At 51.1% G+C, this 18222-nt stretch carries 16 protein-coding genes; 6 read left to right on the plus strand and 10 right to left on the minus strand.

Annotation, left to right across the window (positions count from 1 at the left end):
- Nucleotides 1-124 precede the first annotated feature (124 nt).
- From BQ9893_RS16750 to BQ9893_RS16760, 3 genes are read right to left on the minus strand one after another with little or no spacing between them, the layout of a single operon-like run.
- Entirely contained in the window at nucleotides 125-445 is a 321-nt protein-coding gene (locus BQ9893_RS16750; protein WP_075966988.1) for a nucleotidyltransferase family protein, read from the minus strand.
- Nucleotides 418-831, minus strand: coding sequence for a nucleotidyltransferase substrate binding protein (locus BQ9893_RS16755; RefSeq protein ID WP_075966989.1), 414 nt, complete (start codon nucleotides 829-831; stop codon nucleotides 418-420). Before BQ9893_RS16755 ends, BQ9893_RS16750 begins: the two co-directional genes overlap by 28 nt.
- 41 nt (nucleotides 832-872) lie before the next feature.
- A complete protein-coding gene (locus BQ9893_RS16760; protein WP_075966990.1) occupies nucleotides 873-2105 on the minus strand; it encodes a nucleoside recognition domain-containing protein in 1233 nt (410 codons plus the stop codon).
- A 174-nt stretch (nucleotides 2106-2279) separates the two neighbouring features.
- On the opposite strand from BQ9893_RS16760, the gene BQ9893_RS16765 reads away from it, so the two are divergent.
- The 6 genes from BQ9893_RS16765 (at nucleotide 2280) to BQ9893_RS21445 (ending at nucleotide 6562) form a co-directional block, all read left to right on the plus strand.
- On the plus strand, nucleotides 2280-3101 hold the full coding sequence (locus tag BQ9893_RS16765) for an alpha/beta hydrolase (RefSeq protein ID WP_075967423.1): 822 nt from the start codon (nucleotides 2280-2282) through the stop codon (nucleotides 3099-3101).
- A 103-nt stretch (nucleotides 3102-3204) separates the two neighbouring features.
- A complete protein-coding gene (locus tag BQ9893_RS16770) occupies nucleotides 3205-4167 on the plus strand; it encodes a 2-hydroxyacid dehydrogenase family protein (RefSeq protein WP_075967424.1) in 963 nt (320 codons plus the stop codon).
- Entirely contained in the window at nucleotides 4164-4871 is a 708-nt protein-coding gene (locus BQ9893_RS16775; RefSeq protein WP_075966991.1) for a DNA alkylation repair protein, read from the plus strand. The genes BQ9893_RS16770 and BQ9893_RS16775 overlap by 4 nt, the downstream gene beginning before the upstream one ends.
- Before the next feature lie 3 nt (nucleotides 4872-4874).
- Complete coding sequence (locus tag BQ9893_RS16780; RefSeq protein ID WP_075966992.1) at nucleotides 4875-5642, plus strand: TIGR02757 family protein; 768 nt, start codon at nucleotides 4875-4877, stop codon at nucleotides 5640-5642.
- A complete protein-coding gene (locus BQ9893_RS16785; RefSeq protein WP_075966993.1) occupies nucleotides 5623-6219 on the plus strand; it encodes an LOG family protein in 597 nt (198 codons plus the stop codon). The genes BQ9893_RS16780 and BQ9893_RS16785 overlap by 20 nt, the downstream gene beginning before the upstream one ends.
- A 142-nt stretch (nucleotides 6220-6361) precedes the next feature.
- On the plus strand, nucleotides 6362-6562 hold the full coding sequence (locus BQ9893_RS21445) for a hypothetical protein (RefSeq protein WP_139322618.1): 201 nt from the start codon (nucleotides 6362-6364) through the stop codon (nucleotides 6560-6562).
- Between the two features lie 157 nt (nucleotides 6563-6719).
- Here BQ9893_RS21445 and BQ9893_RS16790 read toward each other — a convergent pair whose 3' ends face one another.
- The 7 genes from BQ9893_RS16790 to BQ9893_RS16820 are packed head-to-tail and all read right to left on the minus strand — an operon-like array spanning nucleotide 6720 to nucleotide 18178.
- Nucleotides 6720-9899 (minus strand): cyclically-permuted mutarotase family protein, encoded by a 3180-nt coding sequence (locus tag BQ9893_RS16790; protein ID WP_075966994.1) that lies wholly within the window; start codon nucleotides 9897-9899, stop codon nucleotides 6720-6722.
- A 4-nt stretch (nucleotides 9900-9903) separates the two neighbouring features.
- Nucleotides 9904-11913 (minus strand): family 20 glycosylhydrolase, encoded by a 2010-nt coding sequence (locus BQ9893_RS16795; RefSeq protein ID WP_075966995.1) that lies wholly within the window; start codon nucleotides 11911-11913, stop codon nucleotides 9904-9906.
- An 8-nt stretch (nucleotides 11914-11921) separates the two neighbouring features.
- The gene (locus BQ9893_RS16800) at nucleotides 11922-13541 is read right to left on the minus strand and encodes a sialidase family protein (RefSeq protein ID WP_075966996.1); all 1620 of its coding nucleotides are present in this window, start codon (nucleotides 13539-13541) and stop codon (nucleotides 11922-11924) included.
- 16 nt (nucleotides 13542-13557) lie between these two features.
- Entirely contained in the window at nucleotides 13558-14805 is a 1248-nt protein-coding gene (locus BQ9893_RS16805; protein ID WP_075967425.1) for an MFS transporter, read from the minus strand.
- Nucleotides 14805-16001, minus strand: coding sequence for an AGE family epimerase/isomerase (locus tag BQ9893_RS16810; protein WP_075966997.1), 1197 nt, complete (start codon nucleotides 15999-16001; stop codon nucleotides 14805-14807). The genes BQ9893_RS16805 and BQ9893_RS16810 overlap by 1 nt, the downstream gene beginning before the upstream one ends.
- A gap of 11 nt (nucleotides 16002-16012) precedes the next feature.
- On the minus strand, nucleotides 16013-16930 hold the full coding sequence (locus BQ9893_RS16815; RefSeq protein WP_075966998.1) for a dihydrodipicolinate synthase family protein: 918 nt from the start codon (nucleotides 16928-16930) through the stop codon (nucleotides 16013-16015).
- Between the two features lie 33 nt (nucleotides 16931-16963).
- Nucleotides 16964-18178 (minus strand): ROK family transcriptional regulator, encoded by a 1215-nt coding sequence (locus tag BQ9893_RS16820; protein ID WP_075967426.1) that lies wholly within the window; start codon nucleotides 18176-18178, stop codon nucleotides 16964-16966.
- Between the last annotated feature and the right edge of the window lie 44 nt (nucleotides 18179-18222).

An 18222-nucleotide genomic window follows, 5' to 3' on the forward strand; every position in this document is an offset into this window, starting at 1 on the left:
TGTTAAAAAATATTACCCGCTATACTAATTCCAAAAACATGCCCTACTAATCCGAATTGCATGGTAGGCGGTGTCATTTTGATATTAGGTAAAAAACAGATACGTCATAAATGTCCGGTTGTTTCTACTGTTTGTAAATCGTTATTCCAACCCTGTCGATATGTGCTTTCAAATCGGGATTGGAGATGGACGAGTAGGCGAGTAGGTCGACGAAAAAGGGTAGGAGAGATTCTTCGAATGCTCCTGCAAGGCTGCATATATCCTCTTTTGTCAAAGTTGCGCCTTTAATGGCCATATCTATATCTGAACCGGGTTTGTAATTGCCTTTGGCCCTCGAACCGAATACGATTGCTTCCTCGACATGCGGATATCGGGAAAAGATCCGATCGATGATTTCCTGATGTCTCGGTGTAAGCCCTAATCGTGTGATTGTATTTCCAACCATGTATGCAATGCTTTTAGTAAGGGGAAATAGCTCGTTTGAATGTTATTCGCTACCGACAGAGCCGTTTCTTCGTCATACGTGTGAGTTGTCAGATTCCGGTCATTCAAGGCTTGCAACCATAAATCGCCCTCTTGGATGTACCCGGATTGGAAGGCTTGCCGGAGTGTGGCACGCGGAGAAGGGCAGGTGAACCCTTCTGCTTCCAGATAATCTTTCAATGTTTTCCACGAAAGTTCGAATGTAAATTCATATATCTGGATCAATCCGGCTTGCAGGAGAAAATTGTCCGGATCTTCCCGTATGATTAACATCGCCTTGCTTAATCGGAGGAAGGCCTTGTCGAAATTCTGAAAACGTTGTTTCCAGCGGATATCTTGTTGTTCCATACTTTATTGCAATTTAGATAGGACGAAGATACGAATTATTTTCAGGTAAAAAACAGATACGTCATAGCTACCGCCGCGATCGCTCCGGCTAAATCGGCTAGCAGCGAACAGGGAATCGTATAGTAGGTGTTGCGGATTCCGACACTGCCGAAATAAAGGGCGACGACGTAGAAAGTCGTGTCGCTCGATCCCTGCACGATAGAGCAGAGGCGGCCTATGAACGAATCCGCGCCGTAGGTGTTCATCGCATCCAGCATCATGCCCCGCGCCCCGCTGCCGCTGAGCGGTTTCATCAGCATGGTAGGTAGGCCTTCCACGAACTGCGTGTCCAGTCCTGCTGCCGTGACTCCCATGCGGATGCCGTTGATCAGGAAATCCATCGCTCCAGAAGCCCGGAAAACAGCGATGGCGACCAATACGGCGATGAGGTAGGGGATAATCGTCACGGCGGTTTGGAAACCCTCTTTCGCTCCTTCGATAAAGGTGTCGTAGACATTGATTTTCTTACGAATTCCGCTGATGATGAATCCGCATATGATGGAGAAAAGCAAAATGTTGGCAAACAGGGTAGAGTAGAGGGAGACCGATTGCTGGCTCATCATCCCGAAAAGCAACGCCAAGCCACCGATGAATGCGATCATGCCACCGAAGAAAAGCAGCAGGTTGCGTTGCAGGATGTTGATCCGTTGTTTGATACAGACCGCCAGTATGGCTACCAGGGTGGAAGAGAAGGTCGCGAGCATAAGGGGCAGGAAGACATCGGCCGGGTTTGCCGCCCCCATCTGTGCCCGGTAGGTCATGATGGAGACCGGGATCAACGTCAGTCCCGAAGCGTTGATGCAAAGGAACATGATCATCGGATCACTGGCGGAATCCTTCTGCGTGTTCAGTTCCTGCAACTCTTTCATGGCTTTCAGTCCCATCGGCGTGGCGGCATTGTCCAAGCCTAACAGGTTGGCCGAAATGCACATGAAGATGGAACCCGTTGCCGGATGGTCTTTCGGTATTCCCGGAAAGAGCTTGCTGAATACGGGCGCCGTCAGTCGGGCAAACGCCTGTATCACGCCTCCTCTTTCCCCGATTTTCATTATGCCGAGCCAAAGAGCCAGGACGCCTGTCAGTCCGAGGGATATTTCGAACCCTGTCTTTGCCGAAGCAAAAGAAGCGTTGATGATGTTGGTGAAAACTTCCGTGTCTCCACCGATGACCAGTTTGCAAAGCGCCACCACGAAGGCGATCAGAAAGAAGGCGATCCAGATATAATTTAGAACCATAGCAGTTGTTGACAGGTAATAAGATACTCGTTATCGGAATACAAAAATAGGAAATAATCGGGTTTCATAGGAAAAAGGAGGCGGGAAATGGAAGATTGTTTGCTTAGTTGCAAAAAGCTGGTTACATTTGGTGGATGTTTTTTTGTGTTTAATCAATTCAAATTTAGCGATAATATGATGAATAAAATCGGGTTGACTTTTCTGCTTGTCTGGTTTGCTGTGATGGCTGTTGCAGCCGATTATACCTATGAACGTAATGTCCCGTACCGGGAAAATACGGGTGATGAATATGCTTCTAAAATGTGCCGTCTGGATATTGCTTACCGGCCGGGTGTGCAAAACGCGCCTGTCGTGGTCTGGTTTCATGGCGGCGGCCTGACCGGTGGCAGCCGTGAAGTTCCATCTCAATTGTTGACGGACGGATTGGTAGTCGTTGGTGTCGAATACCGCTTGTCGCCGCATGTGAAAACGATGGAGATCGTGGACGATGCCGCTGCTGCCGTTGCTTGGGTATTCGATAATATCGGAAAATACGGAGGTGACCCCTCCTCTATCTATATCGCCGGCCATTCCGCAGGCGGCTACCTGGTCGATATGGTCGGACTGGATAAAACGCAGTTGGCGCGTTATGGAAAAGATGCCGACAAGCTTGCCGGGATCATCCCTTTCAGCGGCCAGGTAATCACTCATTTCGAAACTCGCAACCAGCGGGGACTGAAACCGCTGCAACCGACAATCGACGAAACAGCTCCCTTGTTTCATGTCCGGAAAGACTGCGCCCCTATCCTGATCCTTTCCGGCGATCGAGAAAAGGAACTGTATGGCCGCTATGAAGAGTCCGCCTATTTCTACCGCCTCTTCAAATTGCTCGGCCATCCCGATGTGACCCTTTACGAATTAGGCGGTTTCGACCACGGCTCTATGCGCGATGCCGCTTTTCCCTTGGCCGTCCGGTTTATCCGCGACCATGCACTTTCAAATCAACCCCGGAAGTAACGGATAATTTTGTATTTTTGCAGGGTATTAATGATGTATAATAATTTAATTATAAGCGAATAAATCATCATTTACCTTCATAAGTTGAATAAAAAGAATGGTTATGACAAAGATATTAGTCACTTACGACATGTTCCGCGAAGGTTTTACCGAGTTGGAAAGCAAGTATGAGGTTACTTTTCCCGAAGGAAGAGATTTTACGTACGAAGAAGTTTTAGAGATGATACCGGAGTATGACGTGTTATGCTCGATGTTCGATTTTCCGGTAAATAAGGAATTGATCGACCGTGCCCCCAAACTGAAGATGGTGGCAAACTATGCCGTCGGTTACAACAATATCGATGTCGCCTACTGCCTCGAAAAAGGGATCACGGTTGCCAATACTCCCGATCCTGTGACGGCCCCTACCGCCAATCTCGCGCTCGGATTGATGCTCGATGTGGCACGTCGCATTACCGAATGTGACCGTAAGTTGCGCCGGGAAGGCCTCGGCATGAAAGTCGGCGTCTTGGAGAATTTAGGTATCAACGTGACCGGGAAGACGTTGGGTATCATCGGTATGGGACGTATCGGGAAAGCACTTGCCAAACGGGCGAATGCCTGTGGTATGGAAGTACTCTATCACAACCGCCGTCAGCTGTATGTCGAAGAAGAGACAAGGCTGAACGTGACTTACGTTTCCAAAGAAGAGCTCCTCGCCCAATCCGATTTTGTCTCTTTGAATGCCCCTTATACACCGGAAACCTATCATATCATCGGTGAAGCCGAACTGAAGCAGATGAAACCGACAGCTGTCCTGATCAATACCGGCCGCGGTCCTTTGGTCGATGAAAAGGCTTTGGTGCAGGCGTTGAAAGACGGGACGATTCATGGCGCCGGCCTGGATGTATTCGAGTTTGGCGATTATCCTTCGCCGGAGTTGCTGGAAATGGAAAATGTCGTCCTTACGCCCCATATCGGGACACAGACGTTAGAAACGCGTATTATCATGGCACGTACGGTCTGCAACAATGTAATCGGATTCCTGGAAGGCGACCGTCCTGTGTCACGGGTGCTGCGTCCATGACGGCGGAGTTTGTGCTGAGTGAACTGCAATCGGTCGGTTCACCCGAAAAAGCCGCCCATCTGAGCCGGTTTTTCAAGACCGGGCCGGGGCAGTATGGCGAAGGCGACCGCTTTTTAGGTGTCGTCGTCCCGCAAACCCGCAGCATTGCGAAAGCTAACAAAGCTATGCCTCTCGATGAATTGCAGCGCCTGCTGGATAGTCCCTGGCATGAGGCCCGTCTTTGTGCCCTGTTGGTTTTGGTCTATCGTTTCCAGGATAAAAAGACGCCGGAAACTGAACGGGAAAAGATGTATCGTTTCTATCTGAAGAATACCCGTCGTTGCAATAATTGGGATTTGGTGGATTTGTCCTGCCGGGATATTGTCGGCGAATATTTGGTGGATCGGGACCGTTCCGTCCTGTATGAACTGGCTGCCAGTGATAATCTGTGGGAGCAGCGGATTTCGATTGTCTGTACCTGGGCCTTTATCCGCCGTTCGGATTTTACCGATACACTGGCGTTGGCCGAACGGTTGATGACGCATAAACATGACTTGATGCATAAAGCCGTAGGATGGATGCTCCGCGAGGTGGGCAAAAGAGACCGGGATACCCTCACCGACTTTCTGGAACGTTATGCGACCCGGCTTCCGCGTACGGCTCTCCGCTACGCCATCGAGCATTATCCCGAAGACCGGCGGCAGTATTTCTTAAAGATGAAATAAGGGATGGACGAACAACTGAAAGAGAAATTGAAGGAATGGGCCGGAACCTATAATGTGAAGTCTTTTATACCCGATGACCCGGTTCAGTTTCCCCATAGGTTTACGGGGAGGCGGGATATCGAAATATCCGCTTTTATCACTTCCTGGATCTCTTATGGACGCCGGGAACTGATCCTCCGTAAGGCAGACTGGCTGCATAGCCGGATGGGCGGAAGCCCTTGCGAATGGATATTGTCCGGGCGCTACCGGGAACTGGTTTCGGATGTCCCGGCCGGCAAACGCGATACGTTTTACCGCTTTTATACGCATTCGGACTTGTGTGCCCTCTGTGATCGGTTGAAAGAGATATATGAGCGGTATGATTCGCTGGAAGACGCATTGGCTGCAAGCCCCTACCCGAATCCGGTTCTTAGGTTGCAGGATCTCTTTTCCGGCATAAACGGCATTCCGGTGATGGGCGGCACTTCTGCCTGTAAACGTCTGGCTATGTTCCTTCGCTGGATGATCCGGACCGATGGAATCGTTGATTTCGGGATTTGGCAGACTGTCTTTCATCCTCGCCAGCTGATTATTCCGTTGGATACGCATGTTCACCAGATTTCATTGGAACTTGGCTTGACCCGGCAACGAGCCGCCACCTTGAAAACGGCGCTTGAGATAACCGAGGCTCTGTCGCATATCTTCCCGGATGATCCCTGCCTGGGCGATTTCGCCTTGTTCGGATATGATATAAATAAAGAGAAAATGAGTAATGGAAAAAGAGAAAAATAGGATTGCTTCTGTTTGTGTCTATTGTGCTTCCAGCACGCGGGTGGCCCCTGTCTATCGGGAGGCGGCAGCCGAATTGGGACGCTTACTGGGTGAACGGAATTTGCGTGTGATAAATGGTGCGGGAAATACCGGACTGATGTGTGCCGTCTCGGACGGTGCTTTGGCTGCCGGTGGAACCGTGACCGGTGTGATTCCCCATTTTATGGTCGAACAGAACTGGTGCCATAAAGGATTGACTGAGTTGGTGGAAGTGGACAACATGCACGAACGCAAACAACGGATGGCCGACCTGTCGGAAGCTGCGATTGCCCTTCCCGGCGGATGCGGTACTCTTGAGGAGTTATTGGAAGTCATCACCTGGAAACAGTTAGGCTTGTATCTCAACCCGATCGTCATCCTGAATATAAACGGTTACTTCGATCCCCTTTTGGAGATGTTCCGCCGAGCCGTCGACGAACATTTCATGCGCTCGCAGCATGCCGGACTTTGGGCAGTCGCTTCTACCCCCGCCGAAGCTGTTGCGCTGATTTATTCGGAACCTAACAGTGGGCTTATTGTCAAAAACGTACAGAAATAGCTTACAGATCTGCGCTAAATATGTTACGGATGGTTGTTTTGAGGGAGAAATAGAATGAGCATGAAAGTCGTTTCTCCGTGAGGTGCGCAGAAAATTGCGACGACGACCGTCTTCATCGCCATGAAGTCAATGTTCATACCTCATGAGTCCGGCAAGTCACGGCAACGAAGACGGTCGTCGTGGCGATGAAGACGGTCGTCGTGGAAATAAGGAGCCGGATCTCCTGAAAACAGCCATCGGGTGCTTCACATATTGCTGTATGCTCCCCGGTCGCTTTCCAAATATTCGATTCTCCAGGAGTTCGGATTTTCCCGAATGCTGGGGATATCCGGAAATAGGTTGACGAATGCAATCAGATTTGCTCAGGAATGGGCAGACGGTTGTCGTATGTGTCAGGGAAATCGTCTGAATGGTGTGAAAAAGACAAATCGAAATGGTACGTTTTTCCCCCTGTAATAAGGAAATAATAGGGTTATTGTAAAAATAGAGGGTACGCTCTTTTACTGAAACGCATTGACCTCCGGCGTGCGGATGCCCGGTTTTAGTTCTCCACCAATTATGATTATTGTGTTGGCATTATTTGCGATGCCGGCTCCGGCGCGTGCCAGTTCTTCGTAATCGCCTAAGCGGGTCCAGTGTTTTGTGAATGTATTGTATTGCAGGAGGGCGGTATTGAACTTATACCAGCCGTCAGGATGCAGCAGATAGTTCTGGGCTTCTTTTTGCAACGAATCCCGTAACGAGAGGTTGCCCGTGTGCGTCGCCTGTTCCGTTAGTAACGGACGGTTAAGAGCGTCACGGAAACGGCTGTAGTTTACGCCTCCTATCAGGAGGATGGAACTATCGCCCGATGAGACGGCGCAGCCTCCCGTAACGGTACGGGGCGAGCCATCCTCTAAAGCGGGCAAAAGACCTTCGCTTTTCCATCGTCCGGTTGCGGGATGATAGGATAGCATATCGGTTGCAACGATGGCTTCCCGATTGGCTGAAGCGGGCTGGAAACCTCCTGCCAGATAGATACGTGTGCCGTCTTGTGAATGTTGGGCGGCCAAGACCGGTTGTACACGTGCCGCATCGGGGAAATCCGGAAGTTTTGTCCATCCGTTGTCTATATTTTGTCCCAGTTCGAGCGCGAAAAAAGAGCAGGAAGGTTCGGAATGTACGTTTCCACCGGCAATATAGAGAATCTCGTCGGAATAAGTTGCCCCAAAATTGTCCATCTCGGCAGGCAGTTCAGGTAACGGATGAATGTCTATATCCCCTTTTTCTGCCGACCAGTTTATTCGTATCACTTGCCTGGATGCTCCCTTCTCGTTACAACCTCCTATCCATATCACTCCTTCAGGGGTGGTAGCCGAAGCTCCGTAGGCAAGAGACTCAGGGAGATGCCCCACGAGTCGCCATCCTTCGGTTGTTTGTCCGCTGATGTCGAGTGCATAAATCTCGCTGTAGTATCGCTTCGTTCCCCCTTGGGTTACCGGTTTTCCGGGGAAGTTACATCCGCCGGCGACTAATAATTGCCCGCCACTGATGCCGGTAAACGGGGCGGATAGGCCTAATGACGGGCTTTGGCTAACCCCGGGCAGGTCGGGCAGCCGGAACCAGCTGACCGAAGTTGCTTCCGAACGGAATGTCGAAGCCGGAAGCCCCGCTTCATTCACTAAATTGGCACGGGTGAAAGGTTGCCAGCCGTAACGGACGAATTTCGGGTTCCGGATTTGGTCGCTCCATACTTTTATCGTCTTTCCATCGATGATTTGTGCCTCCGCAGGAACGAACAGGCCATCGTGTTCGGCAATCTCGAAAGTGCGCAGTTTGTCGCCGTCGGAACTGTGCATGCCTTTCCCGTAATCGAATGTGACATAGGCTGCGTTGTCTTTGAACGTCACCGAGCGGTAGAGCGGACCGGAAGGAAGGACTTCGTGTCCGTACGTCTTGTTGAGCGCCCAGTAAGCGAGGCGTTCCCCTATCTCCCGTTTGTGGCGTGGGTGGACATCCAAAGAGTCGCCGTGATCGCTGCTGACTGCCATGCCGCTGTTGGGGATCGATTGGAGCATCCGGCGCTGGCTGTCCCGGAACCAAGGCCAGCTGGGACGGTCGATGCTGGATAGTTGCACATAATAGAAAGGTAATTCTTCCGCCCAGTTCTCCCGCCAGTTTTTTGTCAAAAGATGGAACAATTTCTCGTGCGCTTCCATATTGTGGGCATTCGATTCTCCCTGATACCAGATGATACCCCGTATCGGGAACTTTTCGAGCGGCCGGATGCCGGACTCGTATAAGTAGCAAGGTTCGTAGGGATGCCGTTGCTGCTTGTTCGTCGATTTGCGGATGTTGAGGGCGGCGCGTTCCCGTGCCCAGCCTTGAATGAAATCATTGTGTTTCCAGTCATAGAGGATATCGGGAAATTCGAATTCCAGGGTTTTACGGTCTATCCAGGCTTCCGTCGGTGAACCGCCTATGGCATTCAAGATAAGTCCGACCGGGACTTGCAAGCTGTCTGACAACATCTGCCCGAAAGCAAAGGCCACTGCAGAGAAACGATCGGCCGTCTCTTCGTTGCATTCCTTCCACTCGGTATCCCGATAATATTGGAGCCTGTTGAGGGAATCCAGTGTTGAAATGTCCCATTCCACCGCACTTGTCGCCCATCGAGGTTTCATATCGAAAAGGCGGATTTGTGGTTTCCTGGCGGCAAATTCCAGAAAAGCCTTCCGCTGGCTGTCGATGGCGCTGCTGACCTGGAACGCCATATTCGACTGGCCTGAACAAAGCCATACTTCGCCGATCAGGACATTCGTATAATCCAGTGTTCCGGATGCGGCCGAGATACTCAACGTGTACGGGCCTCCGGCCTTCATCGGTGGCAAGGTGACCGACCATTTCCCGTCGGGAGCCGTTATCGTTTCACCTTTCTGCCCGGCAATGCCGACCGTCACTTTTTCCCCGGCATTGGCTGTCCCGGCTATCAGGAGCGGTTTCTCCCGTTGGAGTACCATATTGTCCGAATAGGTCACGGGCATTTGAAGCCCCCCGTAATCTCCGGTCAACGCCTGGCAAACCGTCCGTGCGATGATTCCGGCTCCTTCGGCTGTGGGATGCAAGGCATCGGGCAAGAGGTCGGGACGGTTGTACAGCCCCGCTTGCAGGTCGATCAGCCCGGTATGGGCGAGTGTAGCAATGTCTTCGATGTTTCGTTGTATCTGCCAATACCAGTCGCGTGTGCCCGATTTAAAGCGCGTATGGCGGTGGGAGATCGGTGTCAGGCGGCAGATCCAGATTTTGCATTTCGGGTTCGCTTGGCGGAAAGCGTCGATCAGGGCCAGGTAATCCTTTGTGAAGTCATCCCGGTAATCTGGCCAGTCACGCGGGTCTGTGTCGTTCAGTCCGAGATGGATGACGACCCGGTCGGCGGCAAAGTCGAGGGCAGCCTTGCATTCCTCCTGTTCGTTGTAAGGACGGTGTCCTCTTCGCAATAACGTCGCCCCGCTTTTCCCGAAGTTGACGACTTCGTATCCGTCGCCTAACATCCGTTGGAGCTGGGCGGGATAACTGTTCTTTTCGCGGTCCTCGATTCCGTAGCCATACGTTACACTGTTACCGACACAGGCCACCTTGATTTTTTGTGCCTGGATCGTGGCACTCAATACGATGAATAAACAGAGCAGGATCTTTTTCATATGTTTATCGTTTCTTATCGGGTGAATAGACCAGGTCGTCCACAGCCTTTTCACCGTCAGGTGTGACAAATACGAAAGTGAACATCCACTTTTGCAAGCGGATTTCCGGTCCGGTGAACTTTCCGACCGGAAGTTTCATAAATACCTTGTTCCATCCTTTTTGCAGATGGACAGGCATGGGAGGACGCACGACACAGTTTTCGTTGCCGAGCAGAACCTCGTTGGATTTGGTCCGGTGCGTGGCGGTCCAGACGGGAGGCAGAATCTCCCGGTCGTTCACCCACACCCGGCTTTCCCGGTAATCCCATTTCCCCGGAAGTGGCGGCAGATCCATTTCCGAACGGCTGTAGTTCTGGAACTCTATCCAGGCTCCTACATCTTGTGCTTTCGGAGAGTAGACCCAAGTCCAGGCATACGCCGTATGGTTTTCTTGCGGTTCCTTGTAGATACCCGGGACGAGCGTTCCCCAGACGTGGCGGAGGTAGATGCCTGCGCCGGTCGCATCCTGCGTCCCATACGTTTTGTTGTCGTATGTATAGTGGGATTTCAATTTCTTTTCAGGCGGGAATGATGCCGTCAGGTTGCCTTGGTTCGGGAATGCGTCCGTGATACGCCACCTGACGTTCGTCTGTTTGACGTAAGCGAACGGATATCCCTCGAAACAATGCTCCTTATGCCAGAGCAGGCGGTTTTCGAAATCAGCGAAAGCCTTGAACATCTCACTGTCTGCCGGTGGTAAAACCGTCCCTTGCTTGTCGAAATATTCAGTACCGCCCCCTTTCCAAGCACGTTCGGCTATGGCGAGCATATTCGGGTAGAAGTTATTCTGTTTGACGATATCGGTTTCCGGCTGGATCATCCGGTCGTTCCAGATTGCCAGGATCGTGCCGGCCAGATCATCGCTACCCTGCGGTTCGTTGTAGATACGGCTGTTGTAGAGGGCGAACAGGTCGGCAAAAGTGTCGAAATGGTTCAGATAGTGGAAACGGGAGTCGATGGCCGGAATCCCTTTTTGGGCTTTCCCCCGGTAACTCCACAGATGCGTCATGTCGATCTCTCCCGGCTTGTAGTGCCATCCCGGATTCCAGGAGATCACCTTTTTCCCTTTGGAGCGGACATAAGCGACCATTTCGGGTACGAAATCCGGATTGGTGAACTGCACTTCGTCCGTCCCGATATGCAGATAAGGAACATCGAACGTTTCGCAAACCTCGTCGACCAGGAGTTTCAGTATCTTCATCCCTTCCGGGCTTTGCATGTCATGGCGGAAAGTACGGATGAAAGCGGCGCTGTGTCCGGGCATATCGATCTCCGGGATCAGCATGACATGATGCTGTTTACAAAAATCGACCAATTCCCGTGCCTCTTCGAGCGTGTAGTATTTCCCCGGCTGGCGGATCGTGTTGACGCTGTCGTTCAGCATCGGGAACACCTTGCTTTGCAGGCGCCATGCTTGGTTTTCCGTCAGATGCCAATGGAAGACGTTTATCTTATAACGTGCCAGGATCGCTATTTCCCGTTTCAGTTCGTCCATCGAGATATAAGTACGTCCCACATCCTGCATGAAGCCGCGGATACGGAAGGCGGGCCAGTCGGTGATCTCGCATCCGGTGATTGCGATGCCGTTACCTTTCTTTTCCGTCAGTTGGCGTAATGTCTGGATCGCCCTGTATACACCCGTTTCCGTAATGGCTTCGATCTCTATTCCTTTTGACGTGACACGCAGTTTATAGGCTTCATCACGATTGATAGGTATATCGGGAAAATCCTTGGCCCATTTGACCGAAAGAGCCGGACGACCTGATGTGGCATCTGTTACCTGATTGCCTGCCGTTTGTTTCAGGCCTATGGAACTCAAGTTTTCCGTAAGGGAAACAAAAGTTCCTGCATGTCGGAACTTTTCTCCGTTCCAGACCACTTTCTGCGGGCAAGGAAGCAAATGAGGGATATCGGCTGCTTGCACAACCCATATCCCTGTATATAAACTTACTAATATGAACAGTATGCGTTTCATACGCAGGACTACTTCACCAGATCAGACAGTTTGACAGCTTGGAAAGTCATATGAGCGACGCTCGATTCGTAGAAGATGCCGACCGTCTCCTTGTCGATCATGGACAGGCAGGAATAGCCCCAGCCTTCGTCTTCGTCCAGCGTTACTTGGTTGGAGAGCGGCCAGGTCATGCCTCCGTCCGTACTAACCTTTATGGTGATATGGTTACGTCCCTTCGTCGTGTTCGGATTGGAGAAGATCAGCAGGTCTTTTCCCGTGATGTTGTCTTTGGCATCCACGTGGATGAGGCTTGCCATACAAACCGGTTCCTGCAAGGCGCTGCGGCTGGACGGATGTTCGTTCCAAGTCTTGCCCAGGTCGCGTGTGGTGGCCACGGCACGGCTGCCTCCCCGGTTGTCACGCATGTTTAGCATCAGGACACCCGGTTCGACTTCGGCGACCTGTGCTTCGGTCGTGTTCGTACGTGCCAGGTTATGCAGATGCCAGGTAGTTCCCCGGTCTTTACTATACATGATGCCGGCGTTCGGCACACGGGTGGAATCGATGAACTGGATCGGGAAAACCAGTGTCCCGTCTTTCATCGTGATCCCCCGGCCCGGTCCCTGCAACAGGAAGTACCAGGAAGGATCTTTTACCTGTGATGTGATATTGATCGGTTGGCTCCAGGTCTTGCCGTCGTCTTCGCTTTTGACAAGCATCAATTGCGCCGTGTTGTCCGGTTCCATGCCCGGCATAGAATTCCACCATGCACGTCCGTTACCCATCCCGTGTGTCCAAGCGGCAACGACCCAGATCGTATTTGTCTTTTCGTCCACCAGAATAGACGGGTCGCCCACACCGTTCTGTGCGTGAGGCAGGCCGCCCGTTTCGCCGAACGTCATTGCCACACGCATCGGTTCCCAGGTCTGTCCCTTGTCGGTGCTGCGGCTTACTCCTATATCGACTTTCTCCTGTAGGTCTACACTGCTGTTGTAGCGAATGTCGTACACGCCCAGAAGCGTCCCGTTGTTGGTTGTCACCAACCCCGGAATACGGTAGGCTGCCACCCCGTCGTCACCGGCGTGGCGGACGCCTATTCCCATGCGGCAGATATCCGATTTGCTGTCCCACACGATTGTCGCCGGCCTGTCGTTGATCTCGGCTGCCGGCATCAGGACGCTAAAGGAGGCCGACAGGGAGGTCTCAGGTTTCATCTCGATACTGACCCAGTAATAGTTGACACCTTCCACCATCGGCTGGTTGCTGGTGAAGGTTACGACATTGGCGATATCCGTCACTTCGCTCTGCTTGACGGAGTAAGAGGGATTGGCAGCCTTCGTCTTACCTTCCGCATGGCTGGAAATATAGGAAACGGGGCGGAAATGTTTTCCCTGTCGGGAAGTCGCTTCCGTTCCGCTATAGAAAAAGCGTAAGGCTTTTATGTCGTTTAAGTCGGTTCCCTCTTTGAATTGCAGGGAAAGTTTGTTGAGCACATCTCCTTTGTGTGCCTGTACACGCATTTCCAACAGGATATTGTCTGTCCGGTCGATCAGTATCGGGATCTGCGGCTTTCTGACAAACAAGCTGTCTGCGGCAAAGGCAGTTTGCATGAAGAGAAGGAGGCTGAAATAAAGAAAGATTTTTCTCATGATGTTTTTATTTTAATTATTTATCGGCCATATTGACCGTTTTCGGGCGTAAGAAGATGACTTCCACCATTAAGGCAACGAATACCAAGCCGGCCATCATCGCGAAATCATGGCCCAAGTTACCGGCATCCGTCGATTCGCCCAACAGTTTTGTGATGATCGCTCCGGCAAAGACTCCGGTCATGTTCATGATACCGTAGGCTGTCGCCCGGTAGCGCGGCGACACGAACTGGCAGAGGATCGGCATGTTGTTGGCATCGAAAATACCGAAGCCGATGCCGAAACAGAGCCCACCGCCGACAATCATGGCGAAGCTGTCGCCGAACCCTAACAGCAGGAGTGCCGGAATGGTCAGGGCAAGCCCGATGGAACCGGTATAAATACGTCCCCGCACATTCCGCTGGATCCATTTGTCGGACAAGATACCGCCCGCAATCACCCCGATGAAAGAAGAGATTGCAATCGTGAAAGTGGACAACGGCCCGGCTTCCGACATATCGATGGACAAGTTCTCCGAGAACAAAGTCGGCAACCAGTTTTTAGTCGCCCAACCCGGCAAGCTCGATGTGGCGAAATAAAGCAGGATGATCCAGAACGAAATGTTGACGAACAACATTCCCATTCCTTTTATCGCTGCTTTCGCCGGATTCTCCTTCGGTCCGGGCTCTGAAACCAGTCTGGCGGCGGCATGGTCTTTTTTCTCTTTCAGGAAAAGGATCAGGACAAGGCTGTATGCGATTCCGATGATTCCGAACCAATGGAAAGTCGCTTCCCAACTGTATGCCCCCGCAATGGTGGCGCCGAAACCACCCAACGCCTGTCCCGTATAGAGCCCGGTCATATGGATCCCGACGGCTAACGACCGCGTTTTCTCCTGGTGGTAATCCGTGATCAGCGAAAGTCCGGCTGGAATGTACAAGGCTTCGCTGACCCCCATAATGGCGCGGAGAATATAGAGCTGGTTGAAATCGGTCGAATATCCCATCATCAGCGTAACGAACGACCAGACGAAGAGGCTGCCCACGATCAACCATTTCCGGTTGATCCGGTCGGCGATCATGCCGGCGACCGGGCTCATCAGGCCGTATATCCACAAGAATACCGCCATCAGGCGCCCGAAATTCGTGGCAGATTCCAGTTCGGTAATATCGATCATCATGGCAGACTTCATGGTCGAAAGCATCTGTCTGTCCATGTAGTTCAGCAAAGCCACGCCCCAAAGCAGGGCGACAACGATCCAAGGATAATATTTCTTATTGCTTATCATAGTCCTGAAAGGATTTCCTTACATAGAAGATTGCATTTCAGAAGCATCCGAGGAATATGGAACGGACCTTTGTACATGTTTCCTTTTGCCGGTTGCGAGAGTGTCCCGTCGTAATGGAAATAGCCGAACCATTCGCCGTATTCCTTGTCGGGGAAACGGGCGTAGGTGTATTCGTTTATCAGTTTGTGCATTTCCAGGTATTTCGGGTCGCCAGTCGCCTCATAGGCATACAGTGTGGCGATGATGGCTTCGCACTGCGGCCACCAAAACTTCATGTCGTGCCAGTATTCCTGTTGCGGACGGTTTTTGCAATCCCTGAAATAGGTGATTCCGCCGTGCACTTTATCCCAGCCCCATTCCCAGGACCAGTCCAGGATCGTGAGCCCCATCTGTTTTAGCTGAGGGTCCCAGTTCCGGTGTTTGGCCTCTTCGAGGATGAACCAGGCGGTTTCGATGGAATGGCCCGGATTGATGGTCCGCCCCGGGATCGAGTCGATGAATTCACCATCCGGCCCGACCGTTTCCAGAATGGCCTTAAATTCCGGCTTCATGAAGTCGCGGCGCAGTTCGGCTATCGATTCGTCGATCTGGCGTGTCAGCACAGGATCATCTATCGCTTCCCGGATGCGGGCGGCGGTGTCGATCAGGATCATGCAAAAAGAATGCCCTTTTGCAACGAACCCTTCTCTGAATTTGGGCTCTAATGCGCCCGGTGTGTTTTTGTAGTAGAGAATCCGGTTGAACAGCTTGACCGCCTTTTCGGCATAGCTCTTGTCGCCCGAAGCGATCGAATATTGAGCCATTGCGATTGCGGCAAACGTTTCGGAAAATACATATCGGCGTTTTCGTACGGGAGTTCCTGTTTTCGTCACCTCGTAAAACATGCGGCCGTCGGTATCGAAACAGTATTTCTCGATGAAGTCGATCCCGTTTTTGCAAGCCTCCAGCCATTCGGCCCGTTTTTCAAGGTTGTTGTAAGCATAAGCGAGTATAAAGGCGAACCGTCCCTGAAACCAGACCGATTTGTTCGTGTCCATCAGCGAACCGTCCCGGTCCAGACAGGTGAAATAGCCTCCATACTCTTTGTCGATACCGTATTTCAGCCAGAAAGGCAGAATGTCGGTCAACAAATCGTTTTTGTATTTTTCGCCCCAATATTCGAGGTATTCAGATGGTTTTGTAATGTCGTGCATGGCGTTATGGATTAGAATTTATTGCATCTGTCGAAAAAATGAATAGCTTCCAGTTCCGCTTTCATGGCAGCCTCTTCCGCATCCGTCATGTTTTGGAACGGCGTCCGGTTTTTACCTAAGTCGAGCCCGATCAACTTCATGATCCGCTTGCCGCCCACGATATTGCCACGATAATGGCAGATCACGTTGATCACTTCCTGTGAGAAGTTCTGGCGTTCGCGTGCCGTTTCGAGGTCTCCGGCTGCCCAGGCTTCGAGTATTCCGGTCAACTCTTTGCCGTTGTAGTTGGTTGTCCCGCCGATACCGCCTTGTGCGCCGCCCATCGCCAGGCATGGAAGGATTGTTTCGTCTTGCCCGTGAAGCATATCGAATTTGCCGTCTTTATACAAGCGGCACTGGTTGTACTCGTAAAGGCTTTCGTATGTATATTTGATCCCTGCGAAATTCGGGATACGTCCGTCTACCGCTTTCAGCAGCTCGACCATCGGCAGGAATGCACCGTTGAAAGCCGGGATATGGTAGTAATAGAAAGGAAGTTCCGGAGCTCCGGATGCGATTTCTTCGCAGTATTTCACCAATTCTTCTATCCTGTTCACTTTCGGAAAAGGAGAGGCCATGGCTCCGATTCCCCAAGCTCCGATCTTTTGGGCATGTGCAGCCAATTTATGGCTTGCTTTTACACACGTGCTGCCTACGTGCACAATGACCTTGAATCCGGCAGGAGCCACTTCCACCCATCTTTCGGCCAGTTTCATACGCTCTTCGTCGGTCAGCATATAGCCTTCTCCCGAAGATCCGTTGATAAACACTCCCTTCAAGCCGTTTTTTACCAAAAGTCCGGCATATGCTTCTATCGGTTCGTAGTTTACTTCTCCGTTTTCATAGAACGGAGTGAAAGGTGCATCAATTAATCCTTTAATCTTTTCCATTATCTGCGCGATTTAATAGTGTTGTGTTATTCATTAATAATGTATCATGCCAAGCAGTTTGCTTCTCGATAGGAGGCAGGCTCCTAAAGCCCCCGCTCTTTCTCCTAATTTGGATATTTTGATTTCGGTGTCCTGATTGACCAGATTGAGCGAATATTTGCGGATGGCACTCTTGATCGGCAGACTGATATACTCGCCTGCCAATGAAAGCGTTCCGCCCAGTATGACCAGCTCAGGATTGAAGATGTTCATCAGTCCGGCAATACTTTTTCCCAGGTTCACGCCCATTTTTTCCAGAATGTCGATACAAAGTACATCCTCTTTCCGTACAGCTTCGAGCAGGTCGCCGAGCGAGATCTCTTCTCCACTGTCCAGTTTCTGGGCGAGTATGGTGTTGCTGCCTTTCCGGTAACGTTCTACCAGGATACGATGGAAAGCCGATCCGGAAGCCTCTGTTTCAAGACAACCTTTCTTGCCGCAATGGCACAGCACTTCGTTTTCGAACATACAGAAATGTCCGAACTCTCCGGAAAAGCCGGATTTCCCGTAATATAAATTCCCGTCGATGATGATGCCCAGTCCCAGTCCCCATGTCATGTTGACGAACAAGATGTCCTTTTCTCCCTGTACGGCTCCTTTCATATATTCGCCGTAGGTCATGGCCCGGCTGTCGTTTTCGATAAAAACCTTTGTCTGCAACCGCTCTTCAAGGAGTTGTGCAAGGGGTTTTTCATCGAAATAGAAGATGCTGTAACTATAGCCCGATACCGGATTTACACGGCCGGAAATATTGACTCCGATTGCCAGTATCTTATTCCGTTCTACAGGAAATGATGTGATGAAATCGTCAATAATCTTGCAGAGTTGTTCCAGTGCGGCAGGCGTATTTTCAAGTCGGTAGGGGATGTTTTCTTCGAGTAGGACTTTGTCGCCTTTGAAATCTATCGCTGCGATGTTCAACTTGTCTTTAAGCATATCGACTCCCACAAAGTAGCCGGATGCCGGATTAAGGCCATAGATATTCGGTTTACGTCCTCCACTGGTTTCCTGTTTTCCGAAGTCCAGAATATAACCGTCATCCTGAAGTTCGGCGACCAGTTTGGTGACAGTTGGAATGCTCAGGTCCATTTCACGCCCCAAATCGGCGATGGTCGCATCGCCATTGGCAATATAATAATGGATGATCTTCTTTTTTAGAAGCTCATTGCGGTTGTTATTATCGGAAGACAATAAAAAATTTGTGTTCATGGCCATTAGGATGTTATAATAATGATATAGCTCCACAAAAGTAT

The sequence above is a fragment of the Parabacteroides massiliensis genome (assembly GCF_900155425.1).
In the GTDB taxonomy this organism is placed as follows: Bacteria; Bacteroidota; Bacteroidia; order Bacteroidales; family Tannerellaceae; genus Parabacteroides; species Parabacteroides massiliensis.